30 protein-coding genes and 1 pseudogene are annotated in these 26,051 nt (G+C 57.8%); 7 read left to right on the top strand and 24 right to left on the bottom strand.

The window, feature by feature from the left end; translation table 11 throughout:
- Positions 1 to 186: pseudogene (locus ACR3EM_RS22605) on the bottom strand (hypothetical protein); the annotation flags it as partial.
- 122 nt (positions 187 to 308) lie between these two features.
- Between ACR3EM_RS22605 and ACR3EM_RS22600 the strand changes: the two are divergent.
- Entirely contained in the window at positions 309 to 1,121 is an 813-nt protein-coding gene (locus ACR3EM_RS22600) for a quinoprotein dehydrogenase-associated SoxYZ-like carrier (protein ID WP_480472989.1), read from the top strand.
- A gap of 18 nt (positions 1,122 to 1,139) precedes the next feature.
- On the opposite strand, the gene ACR3EM_RS22595 is transcribed toward ACR3EM_RS22600, so the two are convergent.
- The 16 genes from ACR3EM_RS22595 to ACR3EM_RS22520 form a co-directional block, all read right to left on the bottom strand.
- Entirely contained in the window at positions 1,140 to 1,505 is a 366-nt protein-coding gene (locus ACR3EM_RS22595; protein ID WP_480472987.1) for a hypothetical protein, read from the bottom strand.
- Positions 1,502 to 1,858, bottom strand: coding sequence for a hypothetical protein (locus ACR3EM_RS22590; RefSeq protein ID WP_480473332.1), 357 nt, complete (start codon positions 1,856 to 1,858; stop codon positions 1,502 to 1,504). Before ACR3EM_RS22590 ends, ACR3EM_RS22595 begins: the two co-directional genes overlap by 4 nt.
- On the bottom strand, positions 1,845 to 2,174 hold the full coding sequence (locus ACR3EM_RS22585) for a hypothetical protein (RefSeq protein ID WP_480473330.1): 330 nt from the start codon (positions 2,172 to 2,174) through the stop codon (positions 1,845 to 1,847). Before ACR3EM_RS22585 ends, ACR3EM_RS22590 begins: the two co-directional genes overlap by 14 nt.
- A 47-nt stretch (positions 2,175 to 2,221) precedes the next feature.
- Positions 2,222 to 2,899: an ATP-binding response regulator gene (locus ACR3EM_RS22580; RefSeq protein WP_480473328.1), complete on the bottom strand. Its 678-nt coding sequence runs from the start codon at positions 2,897 to 2,899 to the stop codon at positions 2,222 to 2,224.
- Positions 2,884 to 4,476 (bottom strand): sensor histidine kinase, encoded by a 1,593-nt coding sequence (locus ACR3EM_RS22575; RefSeq protein WP_480473326.1) that lies wholly within the window; start codon positions 4,474 to 4,476, stop codon positions 2,884 to 2,886. The genes ACR3EM_RS22580 and ACR3EM_RS22575 overlap by 16 nt, the downstream gene beginning before the upstream one ends.
- 2 nt (positions 4,477 to 4,478) lie before the next feature.
- Positions 4,479 to 5,627, bottom strand: coding sequence for an FIST N-terminal domain-containing protein (locus tag ACR3EM_RS22570; protein ID WP_480473324.1), 1,149 nt, complete (start codon positions 5,625 to 5,627; stop codon positions 4,479 to 4,481).
- Between the two features lie 18 nt (positions 5,628 to 5,645).
- Positions 5,646 to 6,269 (bottom strand): LuxR C-terminal-related transcriptional regulator, encoded by a 624-nt coding sequence (locus tag ACR3EM_RS22565; RefSeq protein ID WP_480473322.1) that lies wholly within the window; start codon positions 6,267 to 6,269, stop codon positions 5,646 to 5,648.
- A gap of 201 nt (positions 6,270 to 6,470) precedes the next feature.
- Positions 6,471 to 7,652: a hypothetical protein gene (locus ACR3EM_RS22560; RefSeq protein ID WP_480473320.1), complete on the bottom strand. Its 1,182-nt coding sequence runs from the start codon at positions 7,650 to 7,652 to the stop codon at positions 6,471 to 6,473.
- A complete protein-coding gene (locus tag ACR3EM_RS22555; protein WP_480472973.1) occupies positions 7,649 to 8,323 on the bottom strand; it encodes a hypothetical protein in 675 nt (224 codons plus the stop codon). Before ACR3EM_RS22555 ends, ACR3EM_RS22560 begins: the two co-directional genes overlap by 4 nt.
- Positions 8,320 to 9,219, bottom strand: coding sequence for a VWA domain-containing protein (locus ACR3EM_RS22550; protein ID WP_480472971.1), 900 nt, complete (start codon positions 9,217 to 9,219; stop codon positions 8,320 to 8,322). The genes ACR3EM_RS22555 and ACR3EM_RS22550 overlap by 4 nt, the downstream gene beginning before the upstream one ends.
- Entirely contained in the window at positions 9,216 to 10,175 is a 960-nt protein-coding gene (locus ACR3EM_RS22545; protein WP_480473318.1) for a VWA domain-containing protein, read from the bottom strand. The genes ACR3EM_RS22550 and ACR3EM_RS22545 overlap by 4 nt, the downstream gene beginning before the upstream one ends.
- Positions 10,168 to 10,530, bottom strand: coding sequence for a hypothetical protein (locus ACR3EM_RS22540; RefSeq protein WP_480472967.1), 363 nt, complete (start codon positions 10,528 to 10,530; stop codon positions 10,168 to 10,170). Before ACR3EM_RS22540 ends, ACR3EM_RS22545 begins: the two co-directional genes overlap by 8 nt.
- Positions 10,527 to 11,432 carry a DUF58 domain-containing protein gene (locus ACR3EM_RS22535; protein ID WP_480472965.1) on the bottom strand — a complete coding sequence of 302 codons (906 nt, stop codon included), beginning with the start codon at positions 11,430 to 11,432 and terminating at the stop codon, positions 10,527 to 10,529. The genes ACR3EM_RS22540 and ACR3EM_RS22535 overlap by 4 nt, the downstream gene beginning before the upstream one ends.
- Entirely contained in the window at positions 11,429 to 12,385 is a 957-nt protein-coding gene (locus ACR3EM_RS22530) for an AAA family ATPase (RefSeq protein WP_480472963.1), read from the bottom strand. The genes ACR3EM_RS22535 and ACR3EM_RS22530 overlap by 4 nt, the downstream gene beginning before the upstream one ends.
- A 43-nt stretch (positions 12,386 to 12,428) precedes the next feature.
- Complete coding sequence (locus ACR3EM_RS22525) at positions 12,429 to 12,797, bottom strand: hypothetical protein (RefSeq protein WP_480473316.1); 369 nt, start codon at positions 12,795 to 12,797, stop codon at positions 12,429 to 12,431.
- On the bottom strand, positions 12,782 to 13,393 hold the full coding sequence (locus ACR3EM_RS22520; RefSeq protein ID WP_480473314.1) for a hypothetical protein: 612 nt from the start codon (positions 13,391 to 13,393) through the stop codon (positions 12,782 to 12,784). Before ACR3EM_RS22520 ends, ACR3EM_RS22525 begins: the two co-directional genes overlap by 16 nt.
- Before the next feature lie 286 nt (positions 13,394 to 13,679).
- Here ACR3EM_RS22520 and ACR3EM_RS22515 point away from each other — a divergent pair, with 286 nt between their 5' ends.
- From ACR3EM_RS22515 to ACR3EM_RS22490, 6 genes are all read left to right on the top strand, one after another.
- Positions 13,680 to 14,654 carry a tyrosine-type recombinase/integrase gene (locus tag ACR3EM_RS22515; protein WP_480473312.1) on the top strand — a complete coding sequence of 325 codons (975 nt, stop codon included), beginning with the start codon at positions 13,680 to 13,682 and terminating at the stop codon, positions 14,652 to 14,654.
- A gap of 366 nt (positions 14,655 to 15,020) precedes the next feature.
- Positions 15,021 to 16,205 carry a plasmid partitioning protein RepA gene (repA, locus tag ACR3EM_RS22510; protein ID WP_170724940.1) on the top strand — a complete coding sequence of 395 codons (1,185 nt, stop codon included), beginning with the start codon at positions 15,021 to 15,023 and terminating at the stop codon, positions 16,203 to 16,205.
- Entirely contained in the window at positions 16,205 to 17,173 is a 969-nt protein-coding gene (gene repB / locus ACR3EM_RS22505; protein WP_480472956.1) for a plasmid partitioning protein RepB, read from the top strand. Before repA ends, repB begins: the two co-directional genes overlap by 1 nt.
- A 177-nt stretch (positions 17,174 to 17,350) precedes the next feature.
- Positions 17,351 to 18,400, top strand: a complete 1,050-nt coding sequence (locus tag ACR3EM_RS22500) for a helix-turn-helix domain-containing protein (RefSeq protein WP_170724938.1) — start codon at positions 17,351 to 17,353, stop codon at positions 18,398 to 18,400.
- Positions 18,401 to 18,541: 141 nt separating this feature from the next.
- On the top strand, positions 18,542 to 18,826 hold the full coding sequence (locus tag ACR3EM_RS22495; RefSeq protein WP_480472954.1) for a CopG family ribbon-helix-helix protein: 285 nt from the start codon (positions 18,542 to 18,544) through the stop codon (positions 18,824 to 18,826).
- Positions 18,823 to 19,104, top strand: coding sequence for a type II toxin-antitoxin system RelE/ParE family toxin (locus ACR3EM_RS22490; RefSeq protein ID WP_170724935.1), 282 nt, complete (start codon positions 18,823 to 18,825; stop codon positions 19,102 to 19,104). The genes ACR3EM_RS22495 and ACR3EM_RS22490 overlap by 4 nt, the downstream gene beginning before the upstream one ends.
- 220 nt (positions 19,105 to 19,324) lie before the next feature.
- Here the strand turns inward: ACR3EM_RS22490 and ACR3EM_RS22485 are convergent, their stop codons facing one another.
- The 7 genes from ACR3EM_RS22485 to ACR3EM_RS22455 are packed head-to-tail and all read right to left on the bottom strand — an operon-like array spanning position 19,325 to position 26,019.
- A complete protein-coding gene (locus ACR3EM_RS22485) occupies positions 19,325 to 20,710 on the bottom strand; it encodes a M20 family metallopeptidase (protein WP_480472952.1) in 1,386 nt (461 codons plus the stop codon).
- 12 nt (positions 20,711 to 20,722) lie between these two features.
- Positions 20,723 to 21,853 carry an amidohydrolase gene (locus tag ACR3EM_RS22480; protein WP_480473310.1) on the bottom strand — a complete coding sequence of 377 codons (1,131 nt, stop codon included), beginning with the start codon at positions 21,851 to 21,853 and terminating at the stop codon, positions 20,723 to 20,725.
- A complete protein-coding gene (locus tag ACR3EM_RS22475; RefSeq protein ID WP_480473308.1) occupies positions 21,846 to 22,127 on the bottom strand; it encodes a hypothetical protein in 282 nt (93 codons plus the stop codon). The genes ACR3EM_RS22480 and ACR3EM_RS22475 overlap by 8 nt, the downstream gene beginning before the upstream one ends.
- Positions 22,128 to 22,147: 20 nt before the next feature.
- The gene (locus ACR3EM_RS22470) at positions 22,148 to 23,152 is read right to left on the bottom strand and encodes an ABC transporter ATP-binding protein (RefSeq protein WP_480473306.1); all 1,005 of its coding nucleotides are present in this window, start codon (positions 23,150 to 23,152) and stop codon (positions 22,148 to 22,150) included.
- Positions 23,149 to 24,126: an ABC transporter ATP-binding protein gene (locus ACR3EM_RS22465; RefSeq protein ID WP_480472948.1), complete on the bottom strand. Its 978-nt coding sequence runs from the start codon at positions 24,124 to 24,126 to the stop codon at positions 23,149 to 23,151. Before ACR3EM_RS22465 ends, ACR3EM_RS22470 begins: the two co-directional genes overlap by 4 nt.
- The gene (locus tag ACR3EM_RS22460; RefSeq protein ID WP_480473347.1) at positions 24,123 to 25,055 is read right to left on the bottom strand and encodes an ABC transporter permease; all 933 of its coding nucleotides are present in this window, start codon (positions 25,053 to 25,055) and stop codon (positions 24,123 to 24,125) included. Before ACR3EM_RS22460 ends, ACR3EM_RS22465 begins: the two co-directional genes overlap by 4 nt.
- Positions 25,042 to 26,019, bottom strand: coding sequence for an ABC transporter permease (locus tag ACR3EM_RS22455; protein WP_480473304.1), 978 nt, complete (start codon positions 26,017 to 26,019; stop codon positions 25,042 to 25,044). Before ACR3EM_RS22455 ends, ACR3EM_RS22460 begins: the two co-directional genes overlap by 14 nt.
- Positions 26,020 to 26,051: the final 32 nt, after the last annotated feature.

Genomic DNA, 26,051 nt, shown 5'->3' with positions numbered 1-26,051 from the left:
ATTCCAGCGAAATGCCAACGGGTTGGCAAAGGCGTCCGCATTCTGTTCGGGATCGTCAAATGGAGGGTCCGCGGCCAGCATTTGCTCGCACGCCTCCTGAGATGAGGCTTCGTATCCCGGCAGAAGCTGATTTCGGCACAGCCCGTCTGACGCTTCCAGACACAAAATGAAAACAGCTTCAAACATTGCAATCCTCCGCCCGGAACTTTCGCACAACTCGCCGTGGAAGCCACACAGCCTTTTGTCGGCGTATATTTTATTGGGGTTTTATGGCATAATTTGCGACACCGGTTGCCGGAGGAGACAACATGGCCAGACTTATCGGACCATCAATGGTCCTTTCGCTTGCACTGTCGCTGCCTGTTTGGGCCGAACAATCCGCCAAGAATCCGCTGGTCCAAAGCGAGACCTGGCAGGATTTGCGCTACGATGTTGTCGGTGATGCCGAGCTTGGCAGTGCCGACACGTTTCTGTCCGTGAACGCGCCCTACCGCGCCCATGATGCGGCCACGGTTCCAATCCTGTTGAAACAGCTCGATCCAAACGCGCAAATCAAATCCGCGACCGTCGTGATTGATGAAAACCCAGCCCCGATTGCCGGAGTTTTCACCTTTTCCCCGGCCATGGGGGAGCTGGATTTCGAAATGCGGGTGCGCGTTGACCAGTATTCGAACATCCGCGTGATTGCCGAGACGCAAGAGGGTCTGCATATGTCGGGCCGCTTTGTAAAAGCATCTGGTGGATGTTCCGCTCCGGCCAGCCGCGACCCCGAGGTGGCGCTGGCGTCGATGGGCAAGATGAAGCTGCGCAGCTTTGGGGAACAGGCCCAAATCTCGACCCCGCGCCGCGAAGCCCAGATCATGATCCGGCATCCGAACTATTCCGGTCTGCAACGCGATCAGATCACCCAGCTGTTTATCCCGGCGCATTTCATTGATCATCTGGAGGTCTGGCAGGGCGACGAGTTGCTGTTCACCATGGAAGGCGGCATTTCCATTTCGGAAAACCCGGCCTTCCGCTTTGCGTATAACGACAACGGAACAACCACGCTGACGGTCAAGGCAACCGATACTGAAGGCAACAGTTTCCAAGCCGACCTGCCGAAATCTACGTCTAGTTAATCAGCGGGCGGGCCGGGTTCAGAAACAGACCACTTCGGCTTCAGCCTGTGCCCGGCGCAGGTCGGCCACCATCGTTTCTGCCATAACCGCGCTTTTGAAAAACGCCATGCGCTCGCCGCCAACCCGGCGCATCGACAGGACCGTTTCGGCCTGTTCGTATCTCTCATAGGGCAAAATCGACGCAATCAGATCAATCGAACACGAACACCGGTCCAGCATTTCGCGGGACTGACCATTCGTGACCATACAGGCGAACACATAATCGGCCCGCGCAGCGGTGGGATAGTCGTTCAACCGCTCCGCAACGCTTTGCGCCCCGGATACGGATGGGATCGCGGCGCAGAGCGCAGCGGCAAAAGCTGCTGGCCGCACTGTTGTGATCATTGCCGCCCCTCCTGCACCCCTTCGAACTGCATTTCCGACCGGTAAACCGTGTTGCTGCCGTCTGCGGGTTCGGTCTCGGCTACAAGTCGCAGATACCACCCCGGCACTTCCTCCGAAACAGTGACGCTAAGGACCAGATCCCCAAACCCTTGCATCCGATCCCTGTTCGGGTCCTGTGCAAAGGGGCGCATTCGAATGGTCTGGACGGGCACGGTTTTGCCGTCGACAACAGCCTCGCCTTCAACCATTTCGGCCGGTTGCACCAAGGCGTCCTTGACCCGGTTGCGAATGTAGAACGGGCTGCCACCGGCGGATTCCGCCATGTCCCGGATGGTGCTTTCATAGAACACCATGATCATTGGGTTGCCGACACTGGCCGGAAAACCCCCATCGCACGGTGCTTTCGTCCTGACGGAACTCCAGCTGAGCCATCTCTGTTCCGTCCTCGGTGAAACTAAGCGCGATGTCCCCGGTATCGCGCTCGGCGGCTTCGGGTTTCAGCCGGTTTGTCACAGTGCGCTGGTAAACAAGCTCTTTGTCCCGGCCGATCGTATCCAGAACACCCCCCTGAAACAGAAGATCATAGGCCTGCTCCGCCTCAACAGGTGCCGCATGGGCCGGATTGAAACTTAGGCCGACCATCGCCAGCCCGAATAAAATCATCCTCATGAGTCAATCTCCTCCCACAGTTGAGAGTATGGCCTTCAGCTGTCGTGTCATTGCCGACTTTTGTCGGTGTCCAGCGCCTGGGTCACCGCGCTGCGCTGGATTTTCCATATAATCAATGGCCGCAATCGCGACAGTTTCACCGGTTTCGTCATCACCGAGATCTCATGCCGCAGACCGGCTTTGCGCACGGCTTCGCTGCGATCTGCGGTGATCAGAATGGCGGGAACGCGCGTTTGGCTCATTTCGCGGATCTGACGGATCGCGTCCACGCCGGTTTCGCCGTCATCAAGCTGATAATCCGCCAGTATGATGTCGGGCGGCATCCCGATATCGGTGACAAACTGAATGGCTTCTTGCGGAGATCCGGCGGGCAGGACGCTGGCACCATTCTGTTCCAGCCACTGGGTTGTGCCAAAAAGAACATCGCGATCATTCTCGATGACAAGCGCGATGTAATCCAGCGGCACGTCCCCGGAGTTTGGCAGCAAATCAAGGGGCTCGCTTGCACCGCGCTCCGCCTCGACCCGGTCCATTTCGATGCTGAACACCGAACCGACGCCCGGCTTGGACCGCAGGGATAATTTGTGCCCCAACAGGCGGCAGGCCCGGTCGACCACGGACAGACCCAGACCCATGCCCGAGCCCAAAGGCACGTTGTCCGCCCGGGCGAATTCCTCGAACACGCGCGCCTGATCCTTTCGCGCGATGCCTATCCCGGTGTCCACACCTGCAGCACGATTTTGTCACCGCGGTTGCGGCACCCCACCAAAACCCTGCCGCCAGGTTCGGTGTACTGAATGGCATTTACGACCAGATTCTGGATCGACCGCAACAGATAGACCGGGTCGGAATACACAAAGCCCGAACAAGTCACCACGTCCAGCCGGATGTTCTTGTTCTCGGCCACCAGCGACTGATCGCCCTGAATACCGGCAATGACCGACGCCAGACTGACGTTGGTTGGCGACACCGTGTCCGGATCGGCCGTTTCAAGCCGCGAGATATCGAGCAGCGAATGCAGCAGCTGCTCGGCTGATCCAAAGGCACCGTCCAGACGCTCGACCATCTCGTAAAGCTCGGTGTTGCGTGAAATTTCGGTCAGGGTCGAAATCATCAGCTTGGCGGCATTGATTGGCTGCAGAAGGTCATGGCTGGCGGCCGCCAGAAAACGGGTCTTGGACGACACCGCAGCCTCGGCGCGTTCTTTGGCGATCCGCAGCGCCTCTTCTACATTGGCCTTTTCTTCATATTCGCGGGTTAGTTTTTCATTGGCGCGGGTCAGTTCGGCGGTGCGTTCCATGACGCGGTTTTCCAGCATCTCTGTGGCGCGCGCCTCAAGCGTCACGTCCTTGAGTTCAACCAGGAACCCGCCATCCGGCAACTGGTTGGCCTGAATGTCCAGAACCCGGTCCGCCCCGTCGCGCACGCGTTTGCGCAGCCAGCCCCGGCTGTTCAGCTCAAGCTGCCACCTTGCGATCTTCAGTTGATCATCGGCTCTGATCAGCCCGCGCGCGCGCAACAAATCCAAAAGTGTCTGCACCGGCACATTGCCCTGCAGCAGCGAGCTTGGCACATTCAGAAGGTCCCGAAACCGCGCGTTGTGCATCATGATGTCGCCGTTGGCCGAAAATGTGCACACGCCCGAACTCATGTTCTGAAAAACCGCCTGAAGATAATCCTCCTGCCGGTCGATGAGGGTTTCTTTTTCGTCGCGATTTCGGCGCACAACCGACGTGATATCGGTCAGCAGAATGACCACATTCTCGGGTGAGGTATATTGCGCGCTCAGCTTGTACCAGCGGTCCCCACGCAGTTCGATCACCTCACTGGATACCATGCCGGAATGAGAATTTCGCTCCAGCGTATCCATCATGTTCGACACGCCCCGGTCCGAGGAAACAAACTGCTCGCTGTCCTTCACCAGCGAAAAGAACCGCCTTAGGCGAAGTCCCGGTCTGACAAGTTCGGACACATCCAGAAACACGGCCTGAAACAGCTCGTTACACAGGTTCAACTCACCATCGGTGAACAGGGCAAACCCTTCTTCCATCGAAGACAGGGCTTTGACCAGCGTTTTTCGCGTCTGTTCACGCTCGTACCGGGCGCTTTCCAGTTCGGTGGTTGCGCGTTCCAGATCCCGGCTTTGCTCGACCACACGTTGCTGAAGCTCGATCGCGGACTGAAAGGCGCGGAATGCAGATGGGCCCACATCCTTCTGGCGATTGGCGCGGCGCATCAGCGCATCGATGATTTTCGCCTGCTTGACGACCTGAAGTTCCAGCGGATCGTCGGGGTTCAGCATGGTCAGCTCAGTTCACGTTTCTCGGGTTTGAAAAAGGCCACACCCACGAAGGTTTGGTTCATATGTACACCGGACTGTTGCTCCCCATAGGTGTTGAATCCAACCACCCGACGGGTTTGCAACACGTCCGAGACCTGTTTGCCCAGTTGTTTTTGTTCGATTTCCAGTTTGCGCAGGACGCAATCGAACCCAAGGATGAAATCCGGTGCGTTTCCCGCGTTGTCGCGAATGTCCAACCCAGCTTCCAGCGTCTTGATGATCTCTTTGCCGCGTCCCAGTGTCATGATAAGGCCATCGTCAATGGCCGCCAGAAATGACAGGGCCTGCGCATCCGTCGCCTCGCGTATGGCGCGGACATAATAGTTCAGGTCCTGCCGCAGCAAGAGCGGGTTTTCGGCGAAAACCAGCGGTGACAGATTCGACGCCGCACACCCGACCAGCCGAGCATATTCCTGCGCCGCAGGTGCGCCGTTTATTTCATAAACCACGCGTTCGTCCGGGTCGGCATCGGTTATGATAATCTCAGACCCTATAGGCAGAAAGTGATCAAACCCAATGCCCTGGAAACTAAGGTTGGTTTCAATCAGCAGCAGGACAGCGGCATTGCTGTAAGCCCTGCCGCTGTGCAGAACAAACGTTTCTTCATATTGCAGACCGTCGCCCGCCGATCCGCCAAAAATCGGCAGGCCATCCATAACGGCCTCAAGCGTCGAGACCAGCAGGTCCTCCTGTTTTGACAGCCCGTCTGAAAACACCAGCGCCAGCCTGTTCCAGCCTGCAGTGTGCCGGAAACGCTCGGCCTGGCGTTGCGCAACAGCGGCGATTTCCGTGGAGTTCAGCGGTCTGAGTTCTTCGAACAGAATGGACGAGCAGCGGAAGTTCGATTTTGGAAAGGACAGCAGAAGCAGGGCGTTGGATTCATACCCAAGCTCGGTTATCTGCCCGGCGGTGGTGCACCCAAAAACCGGCACGCCGGACAGTTTTCGGTTCAGGCTGCGCGACACCTCGAACGGGTCCAACCCGTTTGGAATAAAAGCCAGCACAAAGCAGGATTTCTGGCTGTCGATTTCCGCACATGCCTCTTCAACGGCGGCATGTGGATCCGAGGCAAGCGACCGGCCAATCGCGATGAAGTTTGGTCCCAGCTTCATGTCCCGCATTTGAGATCCTCAGTATTGCAGAAACGATTTTACCTCCGGCTGATGCCGTGTTTGCCGGGCCATGACAGAGTCGACCAGAACAGCGGCCTGCGTGCGGTTACGGACACCCAGACGGCGCAGCAATGCCGTGATATGCGCCTTGACGGTGGCTTCGGCCAGCGACAGTTCATATGCGATCTGCTTGTTCGATTTGCCAACGCAGATGAGCTTGAGAATGCGCACCTGTTGCGGCGTCAGCGTCGAAAGTTCGGGGCTTGACTGATACACCGAGCTTTCCGGCGATTTCGGTTCTTCCGCAAGGTTGTACTCTGCCGGAATGTATCTGCGACCTGCGGCAACTTCCTGAATGGCGAATTTCAGCGTCTGCGCCGAGGTGTCTTTGGGCAGAAACCCCATGGCTCCATAGTCCAGCAGAGACCGGACAAGTTCGCCCGACGCAAGCGCCGAGATCACCAGAACCGGAGCCGAGGGCCACCGGGCGCGCAACTGCTGGAACCCCGAAATTCCAGTCACATCCGGCAGCTTCAGGTCGAACATGATCAGGTCGGCTTTGAAGCCGCCGCCGAGCACCTCGAACGTCTGTTTCAGCGTGCTTGCTTTTTTGATACTGCAGTCGTCGAAACTCAGCTGCAATGCTGCAGCCAGCGCATCACTAAAAGCGGATGATCATCCACAATTAAAACGTTGGACACCGTCCACCGCTTTGGGGTACCCCACCGTATGCATTATCTCTCCTCCGCTGGGAAAGGTACAGCAAATCCGGATCAGTTCAACTGTTTCAGAATGATACTGGAAAAAATGCACCAATAAACAGAACCTTGCTGTTCATCACAGTCAATTGCGCAGGAACTTCCCGGCAAACCCCTGCAAATCGGGCGCAGGAGATTTTGGATCAAAACAGCAATGGTCAAAGTCCTGCAACTGCGCAACCCGCGCCGGTGACGGCCCATCGCGTCGCAGGATTGAAGCCGCAGCCTGACGCACACCATGGGCACTTCCGTTTCTGGCACAGGCCCTGAGATCCCGCGCCAGAGGATCAAAGGCCGCAAAGCGCTGCAACGCCTGTAAACCGGTCAGCTTGTGACCAGACATGCCCACCCCCACAGCGGCTGCGAACACGATTAAAGCCAGAACAAGCGCCGGCCAACCTGGCAACCGGGCGGCGGTGGGAGCAGGAGGGGGTGCCTCCGCGTTTCCACTGTTTGCGACGACACCATAGGCCACACGCTGCGCCGAGATTGTGACTTCGCGCGCCTTGCGCGCGACGGTGTCAAAGTAACTGAGTTGCAGGGGTTCCACGATGCCCGACGTGTCGTTGCCGGGCCGAATGGTCCAGCGCCAGAAGGCATAGGTCACCGGACCTTCCGGTGTCAGTTCCACCAGCCGTTTTTCCGGATGGGCAAAGATCATGGCGGAAGGCGAGCGCAGGTCGGGCATAGGGGGGACCATCTCGGGCGTCGCCCCCAGCGCCTCAATCCGGATCACACGCAGAACGCCCTCACCCGGCGACAGCTGATCCGGTGCGTTCGACCATTGGTCCGAGATTTGCAGGTTACGCACAGGAAACCACCAGTCCGCCACGACCGGCGCTTCGGCGACCTCGATGGTCAGCGGTTCGGACTGGATGTCATGTTCGAACCAGTCGTCACTTTCATCCGTCAGCGTCAGACTATGGGTGAACCGGCCAATGGTCAGTTCACCGGACCTGACCGGGTAGACCGCCATGCGCCGGGTGAAAACCTTGAAGTTTCGCCCGTTGATCCGTTCCTCGGTCCAGTGATCCGGTCCAAGCTGCGCCCAGCTGAAACCATCGAAATCCGGCTGTATCAGCTTTTCCCGCGTAATATGACGCCGATACACTCCACGAATGGTAATCAGGATCATTTCGCGTGTGAACGGCACAACGCTGCTGTCCTCGACCGTCACCTCAATCGACAGTTCCGATGGCAACACGGTTTTCGATTGCGCCAGGGCCGGAAAAGGGAAAAACAGCCAGACAAGAACCAACCACTTCATTGCGGGTCCTCCGGTTCCGGCGGTGAAAGCCCCAGTTTTCCGCGGCGTTTGTGTTCCTGCGCGATCCGGGCGGCCATAAATTCCCCCGGGACGTCGGACAATTGGTTGAGCCACCGTTCATCCGCCACCATGAACTTGTCGTCAAAGATACGCCGCACCCCAAGTCGCCCGCGACTGTCCAGTTCCGCCAGCCCGAGCATCGTGTTGGAATTGGTGACCTCGCTGCCGGTGCCTGCCGCACGCGCATCACCGCGCGCTATGAAGCTGTCCGCCTGAGGCCCGGTTTTTCGCTCGGGAAACAGGCCAAGCGCTTCGGGGTCGATCTGCAGACCTGCATAAAAGGCGGCGACAACATCGAAATTGGCCTGCGCATCCGCATCGCCCGTCACAATCGCCTGATCATAAGCCTCCAGCGCGGCGGCAATGCGACCGCCATGAACCTGAGCATTCCCGAGGTTATACAACGACCCCGCATCCTCAAAGGCCTGCGCCGCCGCATCGAATTCGCCCGCCCGGTACAAGGCCACACCCTGCCAATCCGGGTCTTCAAACAGCCGGGCGGCAACCGTATTCATCCCAAGCGCCAAGGCGACCCGGCCAAACGGGGCCGCGCCACCCAGTGCAATCGCAAAGGCAATAAGGGCCGCACTGAAGACCGCGAGCCACTTCATGCCCGTTCCCTCCAGAACAGCAGCAGCATCGGGAACAGCGCGAGGAACAGCAGATACCGCCCCAGATCGTGCCAGAAGAGCACGGGGAAATCCGACTTCTCGAGCCGTGTCGCAGCGTCTTCCGACAACCACCCCCCCAGATCATCGGTCTGATCCAATGTGAAAACCGCGCCGCTGCCGACGCTGGCATGGGTCTGAATCTGCGCAGAGGGCTCCTCTAGCGAAACCACGGACACTCTGACACCGCGATCAGCCAGCGCTGCGGCGGCCTGCAGCGAAGCCAACCCCAGACCTTCGCCATCGGTGAACAGAACCACATCACCGGCCAGAATACCGGCCTCATCCATCCGTTGCGCAGCCAATGCCAGCGCGCGTTCGGGACGCGAGCCTTTGTCCGGCACGGTATCGGCATCAATCAGAGAAAAGGTCTGGCCCAATTGCCGGTGATCGGTTGTCATGTCGGTCGCGACATAGGCGTCGCCGGCAAAAACGATGATCCCGCCGGGCCGTGACTCCAGCGCACTGACGCCAAATCGCCCCATGGTCAGCATTTGCGGCCAGCCGGCGTTGCCTGACACACTTGCCGACGCATCGACCAGAAACAAAACCCCGTCCAGGTTTCGATAGGTCTCGGCGCCGCGCCGTTCGACCGCCGGGCTGGTCAGGGCAATCACGCAGAGCCCGGCAACCGAAAGCTGCGCCATCCGCGTCAGGGGCATGGACGCCCCTTCGATCCGGCCAATAACCGCCATCGCCTGCATCAACGCGGCGTCAGCGACCTTGTCCCACGTGCCAAATCCACGGGCGCTTGACAGCACCCACCAGGCCAGGCCCGCGACAACCGGAACAGCGAGCATCCAATATGGTCTGAGCAGACTGAAATCCGTTTCCGTCATCCCGACTGCCTCCACGCTGCCAAAAGCGCCAAGGCTGCGGCCAGCGCGGCGGGCCAGGTCCAGTAGTCTCGATAGACCTCGGCGGTCAGGCCCGCGCTGTCGGTGGCTTCCAGTCGATCCAGCGCCTGTGTGACCTCAATCAGATCATCGGTGGTTTTGACGCGAAAGCTTTCTCCGCCCGACACCTGCGCAATGGCGCGCAAGGTTGCCGCGTCGACAACGCCCCGCTCACCTACTGCAGCGCTTTCCAGATCTTTCGGCCCCAAGGCAATGGTGTGGACACGCACCCCCATCCCGGCGGCCAGTTCCGCGACACCGCGCGGATTGGTGGCACCGGCATTGTTCACGCCGTCCGACAGCAGAATGACGACCCGAGATGCCGCCTGACTGTCTGCCAGCCGTTTCAACGCCAGTCCAAGACCGTCCGAGATGTTCGTCGCCCGCCCCGAAATGCCAATGCTGGCTGCTTCGATCCGGTTGGCCACAGCTTCGGTATCGAAGGTGAACGGGGTGGCGAAATACGCCTCGGACCCAAAGACAATCAGCGCGACCCGGTCCCCTGCCCGACGTCTGGCGAAATCGGCACCCACAGTCGTGACCGCCTCAAGCCGTGTGATCTGACGGTCATCCAAAAAATCGTCCCGCACCATTGATCCGGACAGATCCAGAACAATCGCAAGATCACGGCCCGAGACTTTCAGCGCGCTCACCGGTGTCAGTTCACGCGGGCCGGATAGCCCAAAAACCAGCAGGACCCAGATGGCCCACAATACCGCCTGATCTGCGAACCTGTGCCTGCCGGGATCATCGCCTGCGTTTGCAGCATCAAGCATCGCGCCGATACGTTCGGGAACCGGGAAGCCGCGATCCAGCATGGGCCGCGAGTTGAGAACACGCGCGATCAGCAACGGGGCAGGCAGTAGAAGCAACACCCAAGGATCGGCAAGCTCAAACACAGCGCGCCACCTCATCCTTCAAGGTTGCTAGACTTGGCCCGCCGTCCGGGCGATAGAGACCCTCTGAGAGTTCCGAATATCGTTGGGGGTTCTGCTCGCGAAGCTGGTGCAGCAGCGCCACCCTGAGCCGGTCTTCCGACCAGCCTGTGACGTCTTCAACCTCGCGGCCCACCCGGGTCGCGGGCCGCCGGGTGCTTAACACCCGCAACACAAATACGACGCAGATGGCAGTAAGGGCCGACAGGCCCATGACCACCGCATAGTCCGCCCAAACGCCACCTGCGGCTTCCGCAGGCAAACGTATGTCCCGCAGGCTGGCCAGCATTGTGCTGTCGGACATCACCGTTTCGCTCATGCGGCAATCCTTTCCGAAAACGCAATCGCAATGCGTTGACCGGTCTCTTCCACCGGATCGCTTGCGTTCAGAACAAGCGCCTGATGGGTGCCGATGTTCTGATACAGCAGATCACCCCCGGTTTCGGTTCCGGTCAGATAGACGCGTTTCTGTCGCCCGTCGGGCAGGCGCATGGGATACCAGCCGCGCGGCATGTCATGGGTCTTGCTTTCGGTGATCAGAATAAGCCGCAGGCTGCGCCGATGGGCGATCCGGTCCAGCCGATCCGCCAAAGCGGCATCCGGCGTATCAAAGCCCGAGGCGATAATGACCTCTGACCCGGATCGGGTCAGGCGTTCCACACCTTCCAGCGCCTGTTCCAGTGATCGCGCGTCATCCCGAGCGCTTTGTAGCGCTGTCAGGCTGCGCCCATGGGCCTGCACCAGTCCGCCGATCACATCCAGCATGCCGCGCGTTCTGCCGCGCGGCGGAATGATGACCGGCGCCCCGGCCGTAATGGCCAACAGACCAACGCGCCCGCCGCTTTCAATCAGGTGCCAGCCGATCAGAACCAGCGCCTCGGCGGCGGCAACAGATAGAAAGGCCCGCCGTAACCCCCAGAACATCGGCGCCCGAAAATCGGCCACCAGCAGTGAGACCCGGTCGCGTTCTTCCTGAAACTGGCGCACATGCAGCCGCCCGGTGCGCGCGGTTGTGCCCCGGTCCAGATGGCGGATGTCGTCACCGGCCACGTATTCCCGCGCATCTGCCACCTCAACGCCCTGCCCGCGCTTTCGCGTCAGGAACCCTCCGGGCAAGGCAACCACAGGCGGATCGGCCTGGGTCGTCAAAGCCACGCGCCGCAATGCGATCAATGCGTCCGAGGTCAAAGTCACACCGGCATGAGACAGAACGGCGGTCACAACGGTTCGACCGTGTTCAGAATATCCGCAACCAATCCGCGCGGCTTGCGACCATCCGCAACCGCGCGCCAGGTCAGAACCATCCGATGGGCCAGCGCGTCAGGGGCCACTGCCGTCACGTCCTCGGGCAAGGCAAAGTCACGGCCGCGCAGATAGGCGCGCGCCCGTGCCGCCGACGCCAGCGCCAGCGAGCCGCGCGGCGAGACCGCATGTTCTATGTGTTCGGCCAGTGGCCCCTGGCGTGTTGCGGATACAAGGCGCACGATGTAGTCGCGCAATTCCGGGGCCACGTGCACCGCGCGCGCCTCGGCCCGTGCGGCCCGCAATTCCTCAAGCGTCATGCGCTGCACGCCGGGCGGGCCGTCCTGCGTTTCGGAGATGACCAGATCAAGTATCTGCCGCTCGGTCTCCACATCCGGAAGCGACAGGACCACATGCAGCAGGAACCTGTCCAACTGCGCCTCGGGCAAGGGAAAAGTCCCATCATGTTCGATCGGGTTCTGGGTGGCTATGACCAGAAACGGATCGGGCAAAGCGTGGGTTTCATTCCCGACGGTCACCTGATGTTCTGCCATCGACTCCAGCAAAGCGGACTGGACCTTGGGCGGGGCCCGGTTGATCTCATCGACCAGCACCAGAGTGTGAAAAACCGGCCCGGGAACAAATTCGAACCGGCCCTCCTGCGGCTGATAGACCGGCGTCCCGGTCACGTCGGATGGCATCAGGTCGGGTGTGCATTGTATGCGGGCAAAGCTGCCTTCGACAGCGTTCGCCAACCATTTGACAGCGCGGGTCTTGGCCAGACCGGGTGCGCCCTCGACCAACAGGTGGCCCCCTTCGAGCAGCGCAATTAGCAGGCTTTCGACCAGATGCGCGTGCCCGACAAGCCCTTGCGACAGATACCCCGATACCCCCGCAATCGCGCGCGGCGGGTTTTCAGGCCGTGTGTCCATATGACCTCCCCTGGGTTCCGATGGTACTGGACCCAAATACAGGCTAACCGAGTCCCCTGCCCCGCAAAATACACCCGATGGTATTACCGGAAACCTGAACGGCGCGGGTGCAGCCCTCGTCGAACAGAGACGCAAACTGCGGGTCCGTCAACGTTTTGTCGGTTTGCGCCCAAAGGCGATCATATTCGTCGTCGATATATTCGATGAACCCCGGATCTATGGTCTGATCCACCGGCGACTGAGCTACCGCGTGCAGCATGAACACATCAAAGGCGCATAGCCCGCCGGGGTTGGAATTCAGCAATGCCCGCATGAAAGCGTGCGAGTTCCATGGAAACCGGTGCAGGTTCACCGGCGTTTCCTGCAGCTTCGACAAAAACCCGGCTGTCCTGTCGCTCAGCAGAATGTCCATTCCGAACGTGTAAGACTGGAAAAGCTCTTCCAGCAGGATCGACTTGTGGAACGCGGTCTCCAACAGGTCGGGCGGCCGCGCGCCGGTTGCCTGACCACGATATGTGTCCCCTGACCGCGATGGCCAAAGAAGGTTTGCGCCATCGCCGGAGATGTCACCAGATATCTGCGCCCGGCAGGCAGGCCAAGTTGATGGGTCTCGCTCAGCCAGTCCAGATCCGAAGACAGTTCCCGTTCCGGAGGATATCCCGAGTACAAGCGCAGAACCACAGTCCGCCCGGTGCCGCAATTGCTGGCGGACCGCCCCGCATAACGCATCGGCGTGGGATGGCCATAGCTGTGCTTCAGCAGGTCCCGAAAGGTGTTCAGTACCGCCAGCGTCTGCGGATGCGGCCGTTCCCCGACCACGCACAACGAGGCTCCGGCAAGGTCCCGCCCATTGATATGTACCGGAATGGCCATGTCGCGACCCAGCATCGTGGCGCGAAGCTCGTATCCCCAGCCGCGCCGGGCAAGCTCAAGGTAATCCTGCTTCTCGGCATGAAGCTCCCCGGCGAAAATCAGGATCGCTGCTATCTGAAGGATGAATCGCCGCACGCTGTACCTCTGAATTTTCATTCAGCGTAGCCGGAGTTCTGCATATATCCAAGTGTGCCAGGTATTCGAGCCGGTGCGCCCACAGTGCGCATAAAGTGTTAGTTTTGCATTTTACCTTTCGGAGATCTCCGGAGGCAAATTATATCCGATAAGTATCCCTTATCATGTTATTTGAAATCTGACCCAAATTGACACAGAATGGGTACATGAAGCCCCTGCCCCGTACCTCCCCGCCGCCGCTCCTGCCCTCTCGGACACAGATCAAGAGGCGCTCACTGATCTTTATATGCGCGGCACACCGGAAAACACGCTGCGGGCATATGAACGGGATCTGCTTTATGTCACCGCCTGGAAGTCCGCGCGGTTCGCAGCGACGCTGGACTGGCCAGAATCTGAGGCCACCGCCCTCGCCTTCATTCTCGATCACGCCCGCGATCTGAATGACGCACCAGAAACGGATGTGGCGCGCGAAACCGCAGAAGCGCTAATTGCTCAGGGGCTGCGCAAGTCCCTCGCCTGCCCTGCCCCTTCGACGCTGGACCGGCGCATCGCCTCCTGGCTTGCCTTTCATCGAATGAAGAACCTGACCAGCCCTTTCGGGGCGCCGCAGGTGAAGCAGGCCCGTGCCAAGGCGCGCCGGGCTGCAGCCCGGCCCCCTGCCCCAAAATCGCAGCACCCGATTACCCGCGATGTGCTCGAGCAGTTGCTGTCCACCTGTCGGGGGTCCCGGCGGGATTGCCGCGACCGCGCCATCTTGATGCTGGGTTGGGCTTCTGGTGGTAGACGGCGCTCGGAGATCACCGGGTTGATGTTTGAAGACGTCTCGCTGAAGGAGTTCGACGAGAAAAGCCTGGTTTGGATTTCACTTCTGGAGACCAAGACGACAACCAAAGGTGAAACGCCGCGGCTGGTGCTGAAAGGCCGCGCGGCCCAGGCGCTGGTCCATTGGATGGAGGTTGGACAGATTAAGAACGGGCCACTGTTCAGACCAGTCTCAAAAGCGGATCGTGTGCTGAAACGTCGGCTTTCGCCGGACGCTATCTATCAGATCGTCAAACATCGCCTCCAGTTGGCGGGGTTGCCGGAGGACTTCGCCTCGCCGCACGGTCTGCGTTCTGGGTTCCTAACCCAAGCCGCACTGGACGGCGCACCAATCCAAGCTGCCATGCGCCTCTCGCTACACCGCTCCATGGCCCAGGCGCAGAAGTACTATGACGACGTCGATATCGCAGAAAACCCGGCAACGGACCTGTTGGGGTGAGGAAATACGCAATCAGCTCAATTGGCCCCCTGCCCTTCCCTATTTCTTGTCTTGGTGCGCAAGCCGTTTCTTCTTTTGTGCCAACTGCTCGTTATGAAAAGCTCAACTCGAGGCGGAGCATTCGGAAGAGTTTTGTGTGTATGCCTACTTTTTGCACAGCAGAACTTCATCAGCTATAAAAGCCCGGGAACCGCTTCAACGAGGTTTACAGCTGTAAACCACTTTGCTTTGATGCAAAGCGTATGTAGTTCACAGCTTTGTAGAACCCACAATATAAGCGAAAATCCTTGACTTAGGACAATGAATCACGCCTGTTTGTCTCAAGTGGCGCAAAAATGACCACATTCTTTAATTTGAGGCAACTACATGATTCCCGTGACACCACTTACGGCAGAACGACCATCGGCTCTCGCCACGGAAATTTCTGAGAGATTAAACTCGGCCATCCGGGAACATCTTCTTGCGGCATTTGCCCCTGACAACACCAAATCACTACGCAACTTTGCAGCCCCAGAAGCGGCCGAACTCTTAGGTGTCTCAGGTCAATTCATGCGTAAGGTCCACGCAGAAGGAACGATTCCTGAACCAAAAGACGTGCGAAGCGGTCGACGCTACTATACCGCCCATGAGCTTTGGGAGGCTCGCGAAACGCTTGAGAAAACCTCTCGCAAAAAGGGGCGCTATATCCCTCGTCGGACTGAAGGAGAGAAACTCCAAGTCTGGCAGTTGATGAACTTCAAAGGTGGCAGCAGCAAAAGCACCACAACAATTCACCTGGCCCATTATTTTGCGCTTCGCGGTTACCGTGTATTGGCCGTTGACCTGGATCCACAAGGCTCGCTTACATCCATGTGCGGCATCAGCCCGGAAATTGAGTTTGACGGACTGACGATCTACGATGCTATTCGGTATGAAGATCCGGTAGATATGGCGGACGTTGTGCTTCCGACATACTTCCCCGGTCTGTCTGTGGCACCGTCTCGGCTTGTTCTTTCCGAGTTTGAGACAGAATCTGCCGTTCACTCCAACCCGGACCATCCGTTCTTTACGAGAATACGGAATGCCTTGGCCCAGGTAGAAGGCGATTTTGACCTAGTTCTGATTGATAGCCCACCTCAACTCGGATTCTTGACAATAGCCGGGATGGCCGCCGCTAGTTCATTGCTTGTGCCACTGACACCTTCGATGCTGGACGTGTCTTCGACGGCTCAATTCCTCGAACTCGCTGGTGCTTACATGGCAGTCATTGAAGATGCTGGCGCTACGCTCGAATACGATAACTTCAAGTTCCTGATAACGCGTGACGAGCCGACAGACGTGCCGTCTCAACAACTGGCTTCGTTCATGCGAGCACTGTTTCAGGATCGCGTTATGTCAGCTACGGCCCTCAAAAGCACTGCAATCAGTGACGCCACAATGCTCAAACAATCAATTTACGAGGTCGTGCGGTCGGAAATGACACGCGCAACTTATGATCGGGCAAAGAACTCAATGGATGCGATCGGCTCCGAGGTAGAGCAAATGATCCATCAAGCGTGGGGACGCAGCTAATGGCTAGAAAATCGCTTCAGGAGATGTCAGGGATCGCAAACACCATCGCGCGCTCTAGCCCCAAGGCCATCGACAAAACCCCAAAACCCAATGCCCCTGCACTTGGTGCGCTTCAAGGCTCTCTGGCTGCAATCAGGGAAATTGACCCTGCCCTGATCGACGATTGGGGGCCAGCCGATAGGCTTGGTGAGTTTACAGCTGTAAACACTGACGAAGAAGACGATAGCTTTGAAAGCTTGATATCGAGTATCCGAGACGGCGGCCAACAAGTTCCCATTCTTGTCAGAAAATCGAAATCCGACGGTCGATACGAGGCAATCTATGGGAGGAGGCGGCTGAAAGCCTGTCGTGAACTTGGCATTAAGGTCCGCGCCAATGTTCAGGATATCGACGATGCCTCGGCGCTACTCGCCAAGGGGCTTGAGAATGCTGCGAGGCGCAATCTTTCCTTCTACGAGAAAGCACGTTTCGCCGAGGCGATCCTGACTTCCGGGCATGACTCTGCAACGGTGCGGCAAGTATTGAACCTTTCGAAATCAGGGCTGTCTCACCTGACAAAAGTTACGCAACATGTTCCTGCAAAGATTGGTGACATGATCGGCGCAGCCCCAAAATCAGGCCGCCCAAAATGGACCATGCTTGCAGAACACTTCGTTGCAGGCAAGCTGGCGGGAGATGAAGCGGCAAACCTGCTTGCAACCATTGAGCCATCAATGTCGTCAGATGATCGGCTGGAAATGCTCCTAAAAGCAGCTGCCAAACGTGGTGCACGACAAAGAGAAAGTGCAGCCGAAGTCAGCCCAATTGAAGGAGTTACAATCAAATCCACCAACGGATCACTAACTGTTTCGGTCAAAAGGACCGGAGCTAACGCTGACTTCGCTAGCTGGTTGGACAAAAACATGGCTGAAATCATCAAGCGCTCACACGCTGAGTTTGCAGCTGTAAACGCCGAGAAAAAGAACTGAGGACGAGCAGAAAGGAGGAAGGCAAACAAACAAAACCCCCGAAACCGGAGCTTCGAGGGCTGCTGCGCAAAGCGCAATTCTTAGATTAGACACCTAGAATCTAGCAGCACCCGAATCGCCACACAAGAAAAAACGCTCTTGAGCGAACGGGTAATTTTTGTCTGCCGATAGATAATCATGAAAACAGTAGCAGCATTGGCTCCAAATGGAGCAAACTTGTCGGGGACGGCAGGGCAGGGGAGTAGTACGCCCAAAAAATGGATACTTCTTCGCGCCGTTGAAGAGGCCAGAGAACCTCTTGGGTTGAAATCCACAACTCTCAATGTCCTGAGAGCCATGATTTCTTTTGTGGGCGGTGATCAGATTACTGCGGACCAAGATGATCATCACATCTGCTTCGCTTCCAACGCGGCGATCGCCAAACGAACCCATGTCAGCGTGCAGACAGTTGAGCGTCATATCTCGACGCTGGTTGAGCTTGGACTTATCCGCCGCGTAATGAGCGCAAACGGCAAGAGATGGGCGCGCCGGGATCGACAGGGCAGGGTGGTCACTGCAACTGGGCTCTCCTTAATGCCTTTGTGTGAACGGCACGCTGAGTTCATCCAAGAAGCCCAGCGGCATGCTGATCGCGTTCTCGAGTTCACTGTACTCCGCGACAAGGTTTCCGCCGCTCTGGCGCGCCTTAGGGACCTCGTAGCAAATGACACCGCGATCTCTGATTTGATGACCACCGTCCGCAATGCTCTGCGTCGCAAACCAGATGCGAATGTACTCTGCGAGCTATTGGCAGAAATCTCTGTGGAAATCTCAGAAGTAACACAGACAGATACAGAAAATTTGAGGGACAGTGACAATGAAATTGAGGGGCACAAAGAGGACTCTTTGAATCCGGAAGTTAAGAAAGAAAAACTTTATCAGATTCAAGTTTCTCCAGACCAAATGGAGCGCAGTTTTCCACGGCTATGCTCAGAGCTACGCTTTGCAAAAGATCAGCACCACTGTGATCGGCTTATGGATGATATCGCCGAGTATCTACGGCTTGGCCAAACCTGGTATGCAATGAAATCAACGTTTGGCCCAGCTATTCGCTTCATCGTTCTCGGGTACATCTTTCAGCGTGCTGAGAACATACAGTCTCCAGGGGCTTATCTGATTTCTCTGATGTCAAAGATCGATCGGGGAGACATGCAGCCAACCGCATTGTTGGCGCAAAACTCGAAATAACCGCGGACGAGCAGGCTGTACTTATGAATTCCCATCTCGCTTATGAGTTCAGAGCAACAGATGAAGTTCATCCCATCGATCTATTGTGAATAGAATGCGGATGTATTACATTGTACTACACAGCGGAAACAGGTGATTGCGATGAGAACCAGCCCATATTCAATCCGTCTTGATGAAGACTTGAGAAAGTCTCTGGAACGAGAAGCTGCGATAGAAGATCGGCCGCCTGCGCAACTCGCTGTACGAGCAATTAGAATGATGTTGGAATCCAAGGCCGCAAAGCGAGCAGCCATTGATGCAGCTGTCGAAAAAGCAGATCTAGGTAAGTTCATCACGGCAGACGAAATGAATGCCTGGATAGACAGCTGGGATACCGAGAATGAGCTCTCTGCTCCGGTCGCAAGCGGGCAATCCAATAGCCAATGAAAATTGTATTTCTCGAAGATACGGCCCGGGACATTCAATGGTTCCGCTACTACTACACGTCTGTTTTTCCTGAAGGCAGCGAAAAGGCACGAGCACAGCTCAAAGCCATTCAGCTTACTCTTGCAGCAAACCCGTATGCAGGTCACCCAAGTGACACACGCCAAGACGTACGGGAGCTTTCAGTACCGCGAACCCCATTTACGCTAATCTATCGTGTAATGCCCACTCAGATAGAAATTCTGCGTCTCTGGGATACCCGGCAGGGCGCAGACTATTAAAACCCGGAGTCTAAACTGGCGGCATCAGCCAGGCAGCGTAGGGGGTAAGAAATCGAACTTATTCTGCTATTCGACCTCTAGCTTCTGCACAGAGGGCGGACAGCTGACTTTCGCTGCATATGCGAGAGCAACTCTACCAATCTGTGAAAGCGGTCATTTACAGTCAGATATGCGATACACGCCCGATCCAGGTACGGATGAAGTCCTTTGTGGCGCGGGATCAGAGCGACCTGGCAAGGTCGCCAATATCCCAAAAAAGCCCGGCCATTGCGCGCAATGCATCACGCGAAACTGACTTTAACACGTGCTCGTTTGGCGCGTGCTGCGAACAGCCGCGATAGGAGTGCGGCACCCAAACCGTTGGGAGACCGAGCAAATCGGAAAAGACCTCGTTGGGCAAGGAACCGGCGAGATTTGGCAGGACATGGGGTGGCTTCCCACACGTTTTTTCAAGCGAACGCGCGACAAAAGACACCCACGGATGGTTGGGCGACGTTCGCGTTGCATCAAAGAAGCTGCGGTCATGAGGCTTGATCTGAACGATCTCAAAACCTCTCGCATCAAGGTGGCGTCGAAGGGCGGGCAGGATATCGGATTGGTTAGTGCCAACAACGAAGCGGAGCTGGCAGGCGGCTATGGCAAATCCCGAGATCGCGTTGACCGGTGCCTCGGGGACACCGCTTTTCATTGCGAGGACCGCAAAACTGTTCCAGCCGAAGACGCGTTCGGCCGGTGTCAGGCCTTCCTCTCCCCAATTCTCGTCAATCTTCGGACCACCATCCCCGCCAACCGGCAAGTTGCGCAGGGTGTCCCGGATGTCTTCAGTCAGGCTGGTCGGCCGCCATTCTGGTATTTGGATTTGGCCCCGCACATCGGTGATCGTCGAGAGGGCTTGTGCAAGGATCATCGCGGGGTCGGCAAGCAAACCGCCCCAGTTACCCGAATGGTGCGCGCCGTCTCTTAGATCAACGATGAGGTCGAACGAATTGCCGCCCCTTGCCCCCATGAACAACGTGGGCGTGTCGGACTGAAGGCGCGGCCCGTCCGATGCGATCAGGACGTCTGCGGCTAGGTTGTCCTTGTGCTTGGCGCAAAACTCCGACAACCCCGGTGATCCCATTTCTTCGCCCATTTCAATGAGAATGCGCATGTTGAAGCCGAGCGCTCCACGGGCCTCAATGACAGCGCTCAGCGCCGCCAAATTGATGAGATGCTGCCCCTTATTGTCGGCTGTTCCGCGTCCATAGAGGCGGTCGCACTCATCAACCAGTCGAAATGGGTGAAGCCCGTCGCGCCATTGATCCGTTTGCGCGCGGATCACGTCGCCATGCCCGTAGGACAGGATTGTCGGACGCGTGTCGTCCTCGATGCGCTCTGCAACCAAGATCGGTCCGGCATCGTGCACAGGGTTCGGGTAGATTTCACAGGAGAACCCGAGTCTGCTCAGGCGCGGAACGAGGGCTTCCTCAAGATAGCGCGGAAGCTCCGCGGCTTTTTCTTGTGTCTGGCTCTCCGTCTCATGGGCAACCAGTTCGCTAAGTTCTGTTGCAAATTGACCGGTGTCGAAAAACTGGGCGGCGTTGTCTATTGCAGAGGCGCGGGTCACGGTTGTTTTGCCTCAGACAGGTGGACGCACGTCGTCCGGGATCGGACATGTGTAAGGTGTTTGGCCCAGATGGTCTTGATGCGTCGCGCATGCAGCTTCGATGCGCGAGGGATCCTCAACCAGTCGACAAGCTGTCGCGGCCATTGCTTTTGCCGCGTAGACCATGCCTTTGTGAGCCGCGGGCGCCTTGCCTTGTGCCACTGTTTGCCACGTATGAAACGGCGTTCCTATAGCACAGGTGGCAACTCGTGCCTGAACGGTTGGGACTGCCCAACTCACGTCGCCAACATCTGTCGAGCCTTCGCCGCCATCGCTGTGGCGATCAAGAGGTGCGATGAAGTCGCAGAGTGCGAGATTTTTTTTGGGCTTAGCACCGATCCGCTTGAAGGTCGTATTGATGTCAGCGGCGGTTAATGTGGTCTGAATGTCGCGGGCAAAACTGAGATCTGCCTCGTCAAAGGCGACGGGTCCAAGTTTCTCTAGCTCGTGCTGCATGGTTTCTTCCAAAGGACGGTTGCCAAGCAGGTTTGAAACGCCGGAAAAGACCTGGCTGGTAACTTGCGTTCCTGTCATCAGCGCCGCGCCGTCCGCAATCTTTCGGACGCGCGTAACCAAATCGGCGAGGTCCGGTAGCGAGCTGGCGCGGACGAGTTGGCGCACTGTGGCCTTGGCCTGCACCACGTTCGGCGCAACACCACCTGCATCGAGATAGGCGTAGTGAACCCGGGCGCTGTCGGGCATGTGCTCGCGCAGGTAATTTACACCGATGTTCATCAGTTCAACCGCATCAAGCGCCGACCTACCCAATTCCGGTGCACCCGCCGCATGGGCAGCTTTTCCATGAAAAGTGAAATCGATCCGGGTGTTCGCGAGCGATCTGGCCTCATTCACGCCTGTGAAGGTCGCTGGATGCCACGAGATGGCTGCGTCGACATCATCGAACAGTCCTTCGCGCACCATGTATGTCTTGGCCGCGCCCCCTTCTTCAGCGGGGCAGCCATAGTATCGCACACGGCCCTTGATGCCGTTTTCGGCCAGCCAGTCTTTCACCGCCGTCGCGGCCAAGAGTGCGGCGGCCCCTAAAAGATTGTGACCACACCCATGCCCGTTGCCGCCCTCTTCAAGCGGCTGATGTTCAGCCACACCGCGCCTGGCTCAGATATGGCAGCGCATCGAACTCGCCGAGGATGGCAATCACCGGACCCTCGTCTCCTGCTTCGCCAATCACGGCCGTAGGAATGCCAGCTGCGTTCTCTGTTATCTTGAAGCCCTGAGCGCGTAACATCTGCACATGTTCGGCGACGGACTTGTACTCGGCATAAAGCGTCTCGGGCGTGTCAAAGACTCGATCTGACAAGGCGATAAAATCATCACGATGGCGGTCGACGTGGTCCCAGATCGGATCGGCGTTTTTCAAGGGGCTCTCCAGCTTCTCGTTCAAACGGTTTCGGCGTGTTCCAGCAGGCAAGCCGTTTCGCGCCCGCCGCGCCCCGCTTTCAGTTCAGGAACAGTGGTGCGGCACTCAGCGGTCGCCACCGGGCAACGCGGGTGGAAGGTACATCCAGATGGCGGATCGAGCGGCGACGGAATTTCCCCCTCAATCGGGGCAAACTCACGCCGGCGCTGATCAAGGCGCGGAGCCTCTGCAAGCAGCGCTTTCGTGTAGGGATGGCGTGGGTCCGAAAAAATTTCCTCAGTCGATGCGCTCTCGACAATGCGGCCCAGATACATGATCGCCACGCGGTCGGCGATGTGTTCGACGACGCTCAGGTCATGGCTGATGAACAGATAGGTCAGGCCCAGCTCTTCGCGCAGATCCATGAACAAGTTGATAACCTGCGCCTGGATCGACACGTCCAGCGCAGCGATGGCTTCGTCGCAGACAAGGAACTTCGGCTTCACGGCGAGCGCACGTGCAATTCCAATCCGTTGCCTCTGACCGCCGGAAAACTGATGCGCGTAACGCCGCTTGAGCGACGGGTCGAGGCCGACCTTGCGCATCACGTCGTCCACGTATTCCGCACTCTCTGCCTTGCGGACGATCCCATGCATACGCGGTGCTTCGCCGATGATATCTTCGACGCGCATTCGCGGATTTAGGCTGGCAAAGGGGTCCTGGAAGATCATCTGAATTGCGAGGGTCGCCGCGCGTTTGTCGGTGCCGTTCAACGTCGCAACATCTTTGCCTCCGTAGAACATCTGTCCGTCACTTGCAGGGTGAATGCCGGCAACAACACGTCCCAAAGTGGACTTGCCGCAGCCGGATTCGCCGACCAATCCCAGAACCTCACCCTTTTGAATCGACAGGTTCACGTTATCGACAGCATGGACCGTTTCTTCCCGGATGTTTGCGCCAAGTCGCTGTGCGATTTTCCCCGCGACGTCCAAACGTTTGGTGAAGCGCTTCGAAACGCCTCGGATTTCAACGAGCGGCTCACTCAAAGCGTCGTCTCCTTGGTGCGTTGCGGATTGAAACAGCGAAGGCTGCGGCCATCCACGTCCTTAATCGGGGGGCGCTTGGAACACGCTGCCGTTCGGGCCTGACAACGCGGTCCAAAGGCGCATCCTTCAGGCAGGGCGAGCATGTTTGGCGTCATCCCTTCGATCTGGAACAAACGCTGCCCGCGCCGGTTCGCCGTCGGAACCGATCCGAGAAGCCCGACCGTATAGGGATGCAACGGACGGTCGATAACATCGTCGATACTGCCTTGCTCAACGATCCGTCCTGCGTACATCACCGAAATCCGGTCCGCGAGCCCTGCCACAACGGCAAGGTCATGCGTGATCCAGATCATCGCGGTTCCCGTGCGTTTCGTCAGCTTCTGTGCCTCGTGGATGATCTGCGCCTGAATTGTCACGTCGAGCGCTGTCGTCGGCTCGTCGGCAATAATGAGGTCCGGCTGGTTCAAGAAGGCTGTCGCAATCGCCACGCGCTGCCGCATCCCACCGGAAAGCTGATGCGGATAGGCTTGCAATCGCTCTTCCGGCGATGGGATGCCAACCAAACCAAGCGCATCACGGCTTCTTTCCCAGGCGGTTTGGCGGCTTACGTTTTCATGGGCGAGAATGGCCTCGATCATCTGCGTATCGACGCGCAGGACCGGGTTGAGAGTCATCATCGGATCCTGAAAGATCATCGAGATTCGGTTGCCACGCAAGGTCTTGAGTCGCTCTTCCGGTGCGTTCGCGATCTCGTCACCATTAAAACGGATTGACCCATCGACGATGCGCCCGGGAGGATCGATCAGCCCAAGGATGGAAAACCCGGTGATCGACTTGCCCGACCCGGACTCACCCACCAGACCCATTACCTCGCCCTTGGAGACGGTGAAATCCACACCATCTACGGCCTTGACCACACCCGCGTGCGTGAAGAAGTGGGTCTTTAGCCCGCTGACTTCGAGTACTGCCGTCATTTCTTCAACCTCGGGTTCAAAACATCGCGCAAATGGTCGCCCACAAGGTTGATGGACACGACCGTCAGCAAGAGCGCGATGCCGGGGAAAACGGATATCCAGTAGCGCCCGGACAGCATGTACTCGAAGCCATTTGCGATCAGCACCCCAATCGACGGTTCAGTCTGTGGAAGGCCTACGCCAAGAAACGAAAGCGTCGCTTCCAATGAGATTGCGCTGGCGGTTTGCACCGTGCCAACGACGATCAGAGGCGCCATGCAATTCGGAAGGATATGGCGAAAGACGATCCGGGGTCGCGATATTCCAAGGCATTGCGCGGCTTCGACATATTCCTTGCCACGCTCGACAAGCGCGGTCGCGCGAACCGTGCGGGCGTAATAAGCCCATTGCGCGATCACGAGGGCGAGGATGATCTTGTCGACACCCTTACCAAGTGCCGCAACCATCATCAGCGCAACAAGCGATGCCGGGAACGACAGTTGAAGATCCACGATGCGCATGATGAACGCTTCGGTCCGGCCTCCGGCGTAGGCCGCGACCAGACCGATCGCCATACCGATCAGAAGGGCAATCACCCCAGATGCAAGTCCAACGGTCAGAGAAATACGCAAGCCATAGAGAATTGCCGAGTAGAGATCGCGTCCAGACCCGTCCGAACCGAGCCACATCGTGTATCCGTCGAATGCTTCGGAACCTGGAGGCAAGCGCCCATCCATGACGCTGACCTGGCCAAGATCGTAGGGGTTCTGCGGCGTGATCCAGGGTGCCAGGATGGCCAGCAGAACGATGATCAGGAATATGCCGAGCGCCGCTGTTGCGATCCTGCTTTCGAAGAACTCGGCCCGAAATCGCTGGAACGGCGTCTCGACTTTAGGGGACTTGGCGGGGTCAGAGAATGATCTGTGACGGTGTCGGTCATGCGCCCTGATCCTGCAAACGAACCCTCGGATCGAGGATCGAGTAGAGTATGTCGACGATCAGATTGATCAGCACGAAGAACAGTACGATGATCATCAGATAGGCGACGACGACAGGCCGATCCAATTGCAGTATTGCGTCGATCAGCAGTTTGCCCATTCCCGGCCACGCGAAGATTGATTCAGTCACCACCGAGAACCCGATCAAACTACCGAATTCGAGGCCCATGACGGTCACTACCGGGATCATGATGTTTTTCATTACATGCACCAGAATGATGCGTCGGGTCGAAAGCCCTTTGGCCCGGGCATACTTCACGTAATCCTGTCCCATCGCTTCCCGGACACCCGCTCGGGTAAGGCGGATTGCCAGTGAAATCTTAAGAAGCGCTAGGTTGAGAGCAGGCAGGAAGATGTGGCTCAACCCATCGAGCGTAAAAAGGCTGCTGTGAATCCCAAGAAACGAGCCGATATCGCCGCGCCCTGTCGCTGGGAGCCATCTAAGTTCTACGGCAAACAGCATGATGAGCATAAGCCCGACCCAGAAGGTCGGCAGCGAAAACCCAAGGATTGAGCCAGCCATAATGCCCTTGGACAGCGGGCTGTCGGGATAGAGCCCGGCATAAAGACCCAATGGAATACCGATCACGATAGCAAGAAAGAGTGCACTGAAGGCCAGTTCCATCGTGGCAGGCATATGGTGCAGGATCAGTTTGAGCGCGGGCTCACCGAAGACGAAACTGTCGCCGAGGTCACCCTGTGCAGCACCTTTGAGGAACAACCAGTACTGTTCCCAAATAGGCCGATCCAATCCAAGCCGTCGAATTGCAGCTTCGATGTCAGCCTGATCCGCGTCGGGGCTGACCAGCATGTAGACCGGGTCACCAACGATATTGACGCCGAAAAAGACAATCACCGACATCAGGAAGACAACAAGCATTGCTTGCTGCAATCGGCGAATGACAAAAACGGTCATGAGGACATTCCCTGGGCAAAGGCTCCGGGCCG

It is taken from the genome of Ruegeria sp. AH3 (assembly GCF_056536265.1).
The sequence above is the reverse complement of the archived record's forward strand: the minus strand, read 5'-3'. Positions and strand labels throughout refer to the sequence as shown.